The sequence below is a fragment of the Mucilaginibacter sp. BGA-UO-ETr-C110 genome (genome assembly GCF_059567985.1).
This window is the reverse complement of sequence record NZ_JCAQPB010000002.1, coordinates 4,587,623-4,600,081: the sequence shown is the minus strand read 5'-3', so window position 1 is coordinate 4,600,081 and position 12,459 is coordinate 4,587,623. Positions and strand designations below refer to the sequence as shown.

Sequence of the window (12,459 nt, the reverse complement as noted above, 5' to 3'; positions counted from 1 at the left end):
TAAAATAATAGTGTAACCAGCTATTCGCCAGATGTAGCAGGTTATAAAAAATAAAGGAAGGGATGATGTGGAAATTTAATTTGATGAGTCAGGCATCAAATTAAATATAATGATAGGTTGGATATTTACCGGGTGCTCTCTACAGTATACACAAAGCTATCTGCTTTATAATATCCTAAATTGTATTCAATTGGCCGTTCACCCTGGTCAAAAACAAATCTTTTTCTGAATAGTACCGGGCTGCCGACGGCTATTCGCAATTTCTCGGCAATTGAAGTATTGGCTGATTTTGCACTGATCTCTTCTTTTGATAAGGTGGCGATAACGGAATGATCCTGCTCTAACATTTCGTATAATGGTCTCTTAAAATCTTCATCGCCTGTAAGGCCAACACGGGGATGAAAATAGGAAGCAAAATAAACAAATGGCTCATCGGTACGACCCCTTACCCGTTCCATTTTTAATATTTTACGATCTGTTTTTATTTCAAAGAATTTTGCAAGAGCCTCATCCGGGAATACCCAGGTAACGTGCAGTTCAAAGTTCTTGATCGGGATACCTCTTAACGCCATTTCCTGCGAAAAGCTTAACCAGTTGTTTGACTTTGAGCTAACTGCAGCCTGGGCAACTTTGGTACCGAACCTTTTTTTGCGCACCAGTAATCCTTCAAAAACCAGTTTGTTAATTGCTTGTCTTAAAGTTGTACGTGATATGGCCAGTTTTTTGGCAAGGTCGACCTCATTGGGCAAAAGTTTACCTTCCTGGTACTCTTCTTCTGCTATCAACGTTCTTAAAAGGGCTTCGGCCTGTACGTGTAAAGGAATAGGACTTTTATGATCTATAGCGTATTTCATTTATTAGTGTAAATTACAATAATAACCATTTTATTCAACAAGTTTATTTGTTGCTACATAAAGACGTGCTGAAACAGTTTTTAGTATTTGGCAACTATATATTTTAAGTACAAAAATAAATTAATTAGAAATTACTTGTACGATGAATTTATTTATATGTTTGTACATAATAAATAATAAGTCGACTGGTTATGAATGTTTACTTATGGAAAAAAATCCTCTAAGGATTTTTACAGGCATAAATTAATATGTATGTACATTATTACAAATAAATGAATACTAATCCAAGCCCTTCAAATACCCCAGCCTTACACAAAATCACCTACGAGCATATTCGAAGAACTTCGCAATTTTTAATGCCTGTAAGAGTAAATAACAACAATATTAAACAGGATGAATATAATGTTTACCCAGTTCGTTCACTGGGAGGAGGGAAAATTTTTAACGGCTATCATTCATTGGCACAATATATCATCGGAAAAAAAAGAGTGATCATTGATGGTTATGCAGGAGTTTTATGGGATATAATAAAGACATCGTTAAACGAATATTTTATAGCGGATGGATTAACGGTTAATTGGATAGAAACTTCAGCATATTTAAAACCCGCGCAAGTAGTTGAGACATTGATCGAACCATTCTTAGGGGCTCCGGATGCTGTTTGGGGAACTAAATGTACCTTGTCTCTTCATGATTTGTATGAGCTGGATAAGTTAACAGAGCAATTACCAAATGAAGTCGCAGATCTTAACATAGTGATGGGTCCGGGAGCTGCGTTGACTGGATGGGATGTTCCGGTAATTTATATCGATCTGCCAAAAAATGAACTACAGTTCCGAATGAGAGCAGGAGTTATAACCAACCTGGGTGCCAATGGGGCTAATGAGCCATTTTACATGTATAAACGTTTTTACTTTGTCGACTGGGTTTTATTCAATAATTATAAAAAACAAATACTTGATAAAATAGCGGTTATAGCTGATGGGCAGTGGGCAAATGATATTAACTGGATGTACAAAGCCGATCTTATAGATGGTCTAAATCAGCTTAGCCAGTCGGTAATCCGGGTTAGGCCCTGGTTTGAACCGGGGGCATGGGGTGGTCATTGGATACGTGAGCATATCAAAAATATCAATAAGGATGTGGTTAACTATGCCTGGTCTTTTGAGCTGATTGTACCGGAAAATGGATTGGTGTTTGAAAGCGACGGTTATTTGCTCGAGGTATCTTTTGATTTCCTGATGTTTAATAACCAACAAGAGGTGCTGGGTGTTCACGCGCAAAAATTTGGCGACGAGTTCCCTATTCGGTTTGATTTTCTGGATACTTATGACGGTGGTAACTTGTCTATCCAGTGCCATCCTTCACTAAAATATATACAGGACAACTTTGGTGAGACTATAACTCAGGATGAAACCTATTACATACTGGATTGTAAGGACGAGGCTGAGGTTTACCTTGGTTTTCAAGACAACATTCAACCCGAAGAGTTCAGGTCTGTATTAGAAACCAGTCAGCGTGAAAATAAGGAAGTAGAGATCACAAATTATGTCCAGGCACACGCAGCCAAAAAACACGATCTGTTCCTGATACCAAACGGTACTGTGCACAGCGCAGGAGCTAATAACCTGGTACTCGAGATCAGCGCTACGCCTTATATTTTCACCTTTAAGATGTACGATTGGTTACGGCTTGATCTTGACGGCAATCCGCGCCCTATTAACATTGATCACGCCTTTAATAACCTTAATTTTGATCGTAAAGGTGAAAAAGTCCAGACAGAGCTTATATCCAAGCAGGAGGTTATCCAGCAGGGAGAAGACTGGCAACTGGTGCATGTACCCACACACCAGGAGCATTTTTATGATGTTCACCGGATGGAATTTGACAAAGAGATCACCGTTGAAATCCATAACCAATGCCACGTAATGATGTTGGTTGAAGGATCGGCCATTACTATAAAAACAGCCAACGGAACCGAACAAACTTTTGCCTACGCCGAAACTTTTGTGGTACCGGCAGCGGCACAATCCTATACATTAACCAACCTGGGTAAAAATCGTGCAAAAGTTATCAAAGCCTTTTTAAAATAAACACTAGCCGCATGACAGTAAAACAAAATAGCACTTACTTGTATCTCGTATGTCTTGTGGCCGCTCTCGGCGGATTCTTATTTGGTTTTGACACCGCTGTAATTTCAGGGACGGTAAGCCTGGTTAAACACGATTTTAATTTAAATGCGGTTAGCGAAGGCTGGTTTGTAAGCTGTGCACTGTTGGGCTGTATCATAGGCGTAAGTTTTTCCGGCAAATTGAGCGATAAATACGGCCGTAAGATCGTGTTGATCATTTCGGCAGTGCTTTTTCTGGCATCGGCTTTGGGCTGCATGTTGTCAAACTCATTTACCGTTCTAATTGTGTTCCGGTTAATCGGTGGTTTGGGTATTGGCGTAGCTTCTATGGTGTCGCCCCTGTATATTTCTGAATTCTCACCATCACGCTTCCGTGGAATGATGGTGTCACTATACCAGCTCGCCTTAACCATTGGTATTGTGCTGGCTTATTTTTCGAATGCTTATTTGGCAAGTCATACCACAGTTGTATTTAACAATGCTGATATAAACAAAATATTTTCGACCGAAGTTTGGCGCGGTATGCTGGGCTTAGGTGCGCTGCCGGCGGGTATATTTTTGATCTGCCTGTTTTTAGTCCCTGAATCACCACGGTGGTTATTGTTAAAAGGCCAGGAGCAAAAAGCAAAAACTATTCTAATTAAAATTGATGGTGCGGAAGCTGTACAGAAGGAAATAGATGCCTTTAAAACACTGGATAGCGGTAATAATGAAGGTTCTATTAAAGAACTATTCACCCCGGTTTACCGGAAGGCTTTGTGGATAGGTTTGCTGTTGCCCTTCCTGTCGCAAGTGTGTGGCATAAACGCGGTTATATATTATGGCCCCAGAATTTTGGAACAGGCGGGTTTTACGCTTAACAACGCACTTGGTGGGCAGGTAACTATAGGATTGGTTAACGTGGTATTTACTTTTGTAGCCATTTTTACCATTGATATATGGGGGCGCCGACCTTTATTGTTTGCCGGTATTGGTGGTGCGGTTATTTCACTGCTCATTATTGGAGCTTTGTTCGCGCTCGGAATAACTAATGGGCCGTGGATATTGATCTTTATAATAACATTTATATCCTGTTTCGCATTCTCTTTCGGGCCGGTTTGCTGGGTAGTTGTAGGCGAGATATTTCCCAACGCTATCAGAGGAAAGGCGATGGCTTTAGCCACATTGTCATTGTGGATAGGTAACTTTTTAGTAGGGCAACTAACACCTGTTATGCTGGAAGGTCTGGGATCATCATGGACGTTTTGGCTATTCGCACTCTGCTGCTCACCTGCGTTGTGGCTTACTTTTAAGCTCATTCCCGAAACCAAAGGTCGCTCATTAGAAAATATCGAAGCTTATTGGAAGCAAGCCTATATCCAAAATACTCAAAAGCAAAGTTCGGGTAAATAAAATCCTCTACTTCCGGGTATAATAATAATAATCAATGTTAGGTCTCCGCTTTGACGGGTAATACCTTTGTGTCCTGAAGAAAGATCAGAAAGTTTGTAAGGTTTGCTATTTAGAAGCGACTAAGCCTGTAAATGAATAATAATTATTATATTGTTTAATATTTATGCTTTGCAGGTAATATTTAACTTACAATCATAATATATTTATCAGGAAAGCAATAACCAATTCAATAGAAGGAATTGGTTTTATTTTGAATATCGTTATATAAATTAAAACATATTGAAAAGTTAGTATACCCTACAACCACCTATGCACAAAAAGTATTTACCCTTAACACTATTGTTGCTTTCGGGCAACATACTTTATGCTCAAAGCAGTAAAAAAGTAATCCGACCGGATACCGTATCAATTAAAAGCGACACTACACAAATTAAAAAGCAACAGCTTCATGAAGTTGTGATTTCAGCCTCACGTATCAGCGAAAGTATTTTACGATCACCTGTGAGTATCGAAAAAATAACAGCAGCGGACTTCCGGCGTTCGGCAGCCCCATCATTTTTTGATGCGCTGGAAAATGTAAAGGGGGTACAGTTAATAACACCCAGTCTGGGTTTCCGTATTATTAATACACGGGGTTTTGCCAATACCACCAATGTGCGTTTTACACAATTAGTTGATGGGGTGGATAATCAGGCACCACACATTGGTGCCCCCATTGGGAATGCCCTGGGACCGAGCGATCTGGATATTGAAAGTGTGGAGATCATCCCTGGTACGGCATCGGCATTGTACGGTTTGAATGCCATTAATGGTTTAGCCAATTTTATTACTAAAGATCCTTTTACCAGTCAGGGCGTCAGCATCCAACAAAAAACGGGAGTTAACCACGTGGGTGACAAAGAAACCTCGACGCATTTATTTTCTGAAACCAGTTTTCGGATAGCCAAAGCATTGTCGAAAAAGTTCGCGTTTAAATTGAATGGCACTTATACTACGGGATATGATTGGATAGCCGACAATAAAACCGATTTAAATGCTGCTGCCAATGCTAAGCTGGGAATAGCAGGTGGACCTGATAATCCGGGCTACGACCCGGTTAATGGTTATGGTAACGAATCCTCAGACCGTAAAACGGTTACTTTAGGAGGTAAGCAATATTCCATAGCCCGTACCGGCTATGCCGAAAAGGATGTGACCAGTTATAACCTGCATAATGTTAAAGTAGATTTGGGCTTGGCCTACAAATTAAATGATAATACCCGTATCAACTATACCTATCGTTTTGCCGATCTGGATAATATTTACCAGCGCGCCAACCGGTTCCGACTGTCGGGTTATATTTTGCAGCAGCATGCTTTAGAAATCAAAAATAATATTTATCAGATACGCGGTTATTGGACAAGTGAGAACACCGGGAAGTCATACAACCTTCGGTCGGCCGGTGAAAATATCGACAGGAATTTTAAAGATGATAACACCTGGTATGCCGATTTTACCAAAGGGTTTAATTCAGCTACATCGTCAGGCGCAACCGTTCCGCAGGCTTTGCAACAAGCCCGGCAATTGGCGGATGCAGGCAGGTATCAGCCCGGAACTGCCGCGTTTAAGAATACATTAGATAAACTGGCCGATATCAATAACTGGGATGTAGGCGCGGCCCTGCGGGTAAAGGATGATCTGCTTCATGCGGAAGGGCAGATAAATATCTCCAATGCCATATCTTCAACTTTTCAAAAAGAGACCGGACTTGATCTCCTCGCCGGTTTTGATCACCGTACTTATATTATTCACCCCGATGGTAACTACTTTATTAATTATGTACCAGGTAAAGAATATAGCAACATTGATTACAGTAAAACCGGGGGCTTTGTACAGGTGGCCAAGGAGTTTTTTGATCGGGAGTTGAAATTGTCCGCTACTCTGCGTGCTGACAAAAATGATTATTTTGATCTGAAATTAAACCCCCGGTTTACCGCTGTATATTCACCCGTGGTTGAGCAAAATTTCCGGATATCTTTTCAGAGCGGTTATCGGTTCCCGAGTATCTTCGAAGCTTTCTCAAACGTTAATAGCGGTGGTGTTAAGCGTATTGGTGGTTTAAGAGTAGTATCAAATGGTATATTTGAAAATTCATACCTGCGTACTTCTATCGACGCATTCCAGGCGGCTGTGAAGAATGACTTTAATAGTGGCATAACTACCGATGCGGCAATTGAAAAAGAAAAAGGCTTGCTTAAAAAGAACCCCTATACTTATTTACAACCCGAGCATATTAACTCTTTTGAAGTGGGCTACAAATCAATACTTTTTGATGGTCAGCTCAGTGTCGACGCTGATTTTTATTACAATAAATATAATAACTTCATAGGCCAGGTAGAGATCAATGTACCCAATACCCAGAAACCCGACTCGATACCCTATTACCTGAATGATAAAAATAAACAAGCCCGCTACCGTGCCTGGACAAACTCTCAAAGTACGGTATACAATATTGGTGGCAGTTTAGGCTTATCCTATAAATTATTTCAAAATTATGTGTTAACCGGCAATGTATCCTACGCCAAACTGCAACGCACAGCTAATGAGGATGCACTGGAGGATGGTTTTAATACACCTCAATGGATCACTAATTTTTCTTTTGGTGGTAACCGGGTTATTGGCAACTTTGGCTTTAATGCCAGCTACAAATGGCAAAGTGGGTTTTATTGGCAATCGTTTTTGGTGAATGGCAATGTTGATCATTACGGAACCATAGATGCCCAGGTGAATTATGATTTTTTAAAAACCGGACTTAACCTCAAAATAGGAGCGACTAACTTAACTAACAAATATTATAATTCGTTTTTAGGTGGCCCGGCAATCGGTGGTTTTTATTACACCACGCTTACGCTTGCAATTAAGTAAAATACTGTATGATAAAGACCGATAATGGGTTGGTAATCTTATGATTATCAGCCCATTGTTTTGTAATATAAAACTCATTAAATGCAATATAGTTGCATTTGTTTTTGTTCTTCATTACTTTCAACCCGAAATAATAAGATGGAAGTGATGAATAGTTTCGAAACAGATTTTGAGGTGATAATTATTGGTGGCAGTTACGCGGGACTGTCTGCGGCCACTTCTTTAGGCCGGGCGTTGCGCAAGGTCTTGGTGATTGATTCTGGTAAGCCCTGCAACCGGCAAACTCCGCACTCGCATAATTTTTTGACCCGTGATGGGGAAACGCCGGCAGCTATTACTCAAATAGCTCTTGAACAGCTCACGATGTACGACACCGTCAAGCTAATTGCCGATACTGTTACAAACGCTATAGCAAAAGAAGATGGTTTTCGCATACAAACGCTATCAGGCAAAAAGTATATTGCAAAGAAAGTGCTTTTTGCTACCGGTATAAAAGATATTTTACCAGATATACCTGGCTTTGCTGAATGCTGGGGCATTTCTGTAATACATTGTCCTTATTGTCACGGCTATGAAGTACGGCAACAACCTACCGGTATTTTAGGAAATGGTGACGGAGGCTATGAGTATGCCAAGCTTATCAATAACTGGACAAAAGATCTTACGCTGTTTACCAATGGAGTATCAACATTAAGTGTAGAACAGATGAAAACATTACAGTCGCGCAATATTAATATCGAGGAAAGCAGGGTCAGGGAAATAGTACATGAAAATGGTTATGTCAAAGGTATATCACTGGAAAATGACAAAATGTATTTGATAAATGCTTTATATAATCGCCCTGCTTTTGTGCAACATTGCGATCTGCCCGGGAAACTGGGGTGCGACCTAACGGATATGGGTTATATTAATGTTGATGGTTTTGGCCGCACCAATATACCCGGAGTTTATGCCGCTGGCGATAGCACTACCCCTATGCGCGCGGTATCCATGTCGGTTGCATTGGGGACAGCAGCAGGCGCATTCATCAATAAGGATTTGATAGACAATAACTATATTTAAATATTAAACCAATAACATGAATAAACTTAAATTAATGATTGTTGCCTTGGTGCTTCCGCTGATTTTTGTAGAGGCAGCTAAAGCTGATGAGGGGATGTGGATACCTATGCTGATAGGTAAAAATTATGATCAGATGAAGAAGCAGGGTTTTAAACTAACCCCTGAAGATCTGTATAACATTAACAAAGCCAGTATAAAAGATGCCATTGTCTCTCTTGGCGGCGGATTTTGTACCGGGGAGGTAGTATCCAACAAAGGACTGGTTTTTACTAATCACCACTGCGGTTACGAGGCTATATCTGCCAATTCAACACCACAGAATGATATTCTGGACAATGGCTTTTATGCTAAAAGTTATGCTGAAGAGAAGCCTATACCGGGCTTGTTTGTCCAGTTTTTGGTGCGAATGGAAGATGTAACCCCGCAGATAACTGCCGCTTTGCAAGGTGCTACAGAAGCCAATCGTGGCGAAAAGCTGGAAGAGGTTAAAAATCAGCTTATAGTTGATGCCTCCAGGAACACCGGCTATGAGGGTGCTATCAAAGATTTTTTCGACGGCAACCAATATTTTCTGTACCTGTATGAAACTTATAACGATGTTCGTCTGGTTGGTGCCCCTCCTCAATCAATAGGTAAATTTGGAGGTGATACCGACAACTGGGAATGGCCAAGGCATACCGGCGATTTCTCCATTTTCAGAATTTACAGCGGTAAAGATGGAAAGCCCGCCGCTTATTCGACCGATAACGTGCCTTTGGTACCTAAAAAATTCTTGCCGGTATCTATCAAAGGTGTTAAAAATGGTGATTTTGCTATGGTGTACGGATATCCTGGGCATACAGACAGGTTCCTGACATCAAACGGTGTTAGATTAGCTACTGAAGAAACCAATCCGGTAATTGTAAAGTTGCGTGATATCCGTCTCAAGGCCTGGAAAGAAGAGATGAATAAGAGTGTGGATATCCGTCTTAAATTATCATCAAAATATGCTGAGATAGCCAATTATTGGAAATACTTTATTGGTCAAACCGAACAGTTAAAGCAGCTGGATATTTATGACCAAAAATTGAAAGAAGAGGCTGAATTTACACAATGGGCCGTTGATAAGCCAGCTTACTCTAATTTAATGGATAGCTATAAGAAAATGTATGCCGCCTATGAACCTTATGCCATTCATCGCACCTTTGTAGAAGAGGGTTTGTTGGCTCCCGGGTTTGTATATAATACGCTGGTTACTTATAATATTTTAAGGGGGCTTCAGGCTCGTAAGGATGATGCTAAGGCTGTTGAAGATCTAAAAAAAGACCTCAAGGAAGTAAATGATGGTTATGTAAGTAACTATAATGAAACGGCCGATAAAAAAATCTTCGCGCAGATCATGGCTACTTATTATGCCGGCGTTCCAAAGGATCAGCACCCGCAATTTATTGAAGACATTGTTAAGAAATACAAGGGAGCTACTGTTGAAGAGTCATTTACAAAATTGGCTGATGAGCTTTGGAGTAAGAGCATCGTGATCAACCCTGATAAGTTTAAAGCCTTCATGCAAAACCCATCTATCGAAGTATTGGGTAATGACCCGGCATATCAATACGCCAGGCAGGTGAGCCCCAGGGCCTATGCCCGTAACACCTTCGGCTCAAAGGTTAGTGATTTTGAAGAGCAAAAGGAAAAGCTGGATAAGTTGTACCTGCAAGCCTTGCTTGAGAAAAACCAGGGCAGATTGATGTATCCTGATGCCAACTCAACCATGCGTATTAGTTATGGTAATGTGCAGGATTATGCCTCCAAGGATGGTAAGCAGTATAATATTACTACTAATTTGGATGAGGTGATGAAAAAGTATAAACCGGGTGACAGCGAATTTGATCTCCCATCTTCACTGATCGATGCATATAAGAAAAAGGATTTTGGTCAGTATGCGGTTGATGGGACAGTGCCGGTATGTTTTATCACTAATGATGATATTACAGGCGGCAATTCTGGTTCTCCGGTTATAAACGGCAATGGTGAATTGATTGGTTTAGCGTTTGATGGTAACTGGGAAGCCATGAGCGGGGATATCGCTTTCGACAAAAAGTACAAAAGAACCATTTGCGTTGATATTCGCTACGTGTTATGGTGTATGGATAAATTGGGGCATGCCGATAACCTGATCAGCGAACTGGATATACACAAAAATTAAGCGTTCCTTTGTTCAAAACAAAACAGGTAGCTTGAATATCCAAGCTACCTGTTTTGTTTATAGCGTTTCCACCTTATCAGGTATTACGGGATCTTTTCCGCTTTTAACGATCATTAGAATGATACCCGCCACAATAAATGGAATGCTTAATAGCTGTCCCATATTTAATGACATCTGGGCTTCAAAGGCCACCTGATCTTCCTTCAGGCCTTCTAACAGAAACCTGGCTGTAAACACCAATATCAAAAATAAACCCAGCAGAAAACCATTTTTTGATGGCCTATATCTGAATACTAGATTCAAAATGATAAAAATGCCAAGGTATGCCATAGCTTCATACAGTTGCGCGGGATGTCGTGGGATACCATCATCCCTGACAAAAATAAATGCCCAGCTCGCCTGCGTTGGGCGACCGATAATTTCGGAGTTCATGAGGTTGCCCAATCTGATAAAACATCCCGCCAGCGGAACAACTAAAGCCAGTTGATCCATAATCCACAGCAGGTTTATATCCTTATGGTGCTTGCGATGATAAAGCCAAAGTGCTATAAATATGCCAATGCCACCACCGTGACTGGCCAGTCCCTGATAACCGGTGACCTTAAAATGGGGTGTAAACTGAAAAGGTAAAATTATTTCTATGATATGCGAATGATAATATTCCCAGTCGTAAAACAGACAATGGCCCAGCCGGGCGCCAATCAAGCTGCCGGCTACCATATAAAGAGTAAGGCGTTCAAGCAGGTAGGGGTTAATACAAGCAGTTTTAAAACGCTGTTTAATGATCAGGTAGCCCAGTACAAAGCCGCCTAAAAACAAAACGGAATACCAGTGCAGGGCATAAAAGCCAAGGTCAAAAATGTTGGGATTGGGGTTCCAGGTAATGTACCCGAATATGTTTAAATGTGTCGGTATAAGCATTGTCGTAACATTTTTTCAAATCCGGCAGGCTCCAGGTTTTTACCGATAAATACGATACGGCTGTTCCTTTCGGCTTCATTGGCCCAGGTATCGCCGGCGGCAACAGCCAGGTCATTCATGACAGATTGTATAATGATTTTTTGTGGCTGATCGTGAATGTTAAAAATGCCTTTTACCCGGTAAACATCTTTAGCCTGAAAATTCAGGAAAACGGTTAAGCGGTGCGATAGTAATTGTAAGTCAAATGGTTCGTTGAAATTAAAACTTAAGGAAACCAGATCCTCATGTTGATGGCGTTGCAGTGCAAAGGTCCGGTTGCCTGTTTTGGGCGATTTAACTTCAATCACAGCCTCGCGTGTTGCCTGATAAATTTCGTCAAAAGGATAACATTCACGATGACCCGATAATACAAGAGCCAGTGGATTAATACCTCTCAATATTTTTTCAATATGAGCCAGTTGTTCAGCGGTCACCATGTCTGTTTTAGTAATGAGTAGAATATCACTAAAGCTGATCTGATTGCGTGCTTCGTCGGTTTCACGTAGTTGCTGTTCAAGGTTACGGGCATCTATCAGGCATATTACCCGTTTGAGTTTATAGTAATAAGGCACATTAGCATTGGTGAGAAAGGGTGCAGCCACCGATGCGGGATTGGCGATGCCGGTAGTTTCTATCACCAGTTCATCAAATTCTTCGCGGCCTTCCCATAAAACTTCCAGTAGCGAGTAAAAATCTTCATTCAAAGTGCAGCACAAACAGCCATTGCTGAGCTCAAACAGCTTATCGTCAGCACAAATAACCAGTTGCCCATCTATCCCTTCCTGGCCAAACTCATTTTCGATCACAGCCAGTTTCTCGGTGTTTTTGTAGGCTATTAGCCCGTTCAGGAAAGTGGTTTTACCTGCACCGAGAAAACCGGTGATTATGGTAACGGGTTTTGCTGCTGTCACGCTCATTATTCAGTCTGTTTAAATTGAAACAAATATAATTAATAAATGCAATTTTGTTGC

The 12,459-nt window shown here is 40.9% G+C and carries 8 protein-coding genes; 5 read left to right on the top strand and 3 right to left on the bottom strand.

From position 1 onward, the window contains the following. Positions 1 to 125 precede the first annotated feature (125 nt). Positions 126 to 854, bottom strand: a complete 729-nt coding sequence (locus AC57BQ_RS19775; protein ID WP_090472617.1) for a GntR family transcriptional regulator — start codon at positions 852 to 854, stop codon at positions 126 to 128. Positions 855 to 1,210: 356 nt separating this feature from the next. On the opposite strand from AC57BQ_RS19775, the gene AC57BQ_RS19770 reads away from it, so the two are divergent. From AC57BQ_RS19770 to AC57BQ_RS19750, 5 genes are all read left to right on the top strand, one after another. Then, the gene (locus AC57BQ_RS19770; protein ID WP_496407903.1) at positions 1,211 to 2,947 is read left to right on the top strand and encodes a class I mannose-6-phosphate isomerase; all 1,737 of its coding nucleotides are present in this window, start codon (positions 1,211 to 1,213) and stop codon (positions 2,945 to 2,947) included. An 11-nt stretch (positions 2,948 to 2,958) separates the two neighbouring features. Further along, positions 2,959 to 4,377, top strand: coding sequence for a sugar porter family MFS transporter (locus AC57BQ_RS19765; RefSeq protein WP_496407902.1), 1,419 nt, complete (start codon positions 2,959 to 2,961; stop codon positions 4,375 to 4,377). Between the two features lie 309 nt (positions 4,378 to 4,686). Next, entirely contained in the window at positions 4,687 to 7,281 is a 2,595-nt protein-coding gene (locus tag AC57BQ_RS19760) for a TonB-dependent receptor (RefSeq protein ID WP_496407901.1), read from the top strand. 147 nt (positions 7,282 to 7,428) lie between these two features. Then, positions 7,429 to 8,343 (top strand): NAD(P)/FAD-dependent oxidoreductase, encoded by a 915-nt coding sequence (locus AC57BQ_RS19755; RefSeq protein WP_496407900.1) that lies wholly within the window; start codon positions 7,429 to 7,431, stop codon positions 8,341 to 8,343. Positions 8,344 to 8,359: 16 nt separating this feature from the next. Next, positions 8,360 to 10,528 carry a S46 family peptidase gene (locus tag AC57BQ_RS19750; protein ID WP_496407899.1) on the top strand — a complete coding sequence of 723 codons (2,169 nt, stop codon included), beginning with the start codon at positions 8,360 to 8,362 and terminating at the stop codon, positions 10,526 to 10,528. 57 nt (positions 10,529 to 10,585) lie between these two features. On the opposite strand, the gene lgt is transcribed toward AC57BQ_RS19750, so the two are convergent. After that, entirely contained in the window at positions 10,586 to 11,449 is an 864-nt protein-coding gene (gene lgt, locus AC57BQ_RS19745) for a prolipoprotein diacylglyceryl transferase (protein WP_496407898.1), read from the bottom strand. After that, on the bottom strand, positions 11,428 to 12,405 hold the full coding sequence (locus AC57BQ_RS19740; RefSeq protein WP_496407897.1) for a CobW family GTP-binding protein: 978 nt from the start codon (positions 12,403 to 12,405) through the stop codon (positions 11,428 to 11,430). The genes lgt and AC57BQ_RS19740 overlap by 22 nt, the downstream gene beginning before the upstream one ends. Between the last annotated feature and the right edge of the window lie 54 nt (positions 12,406 to 12,459).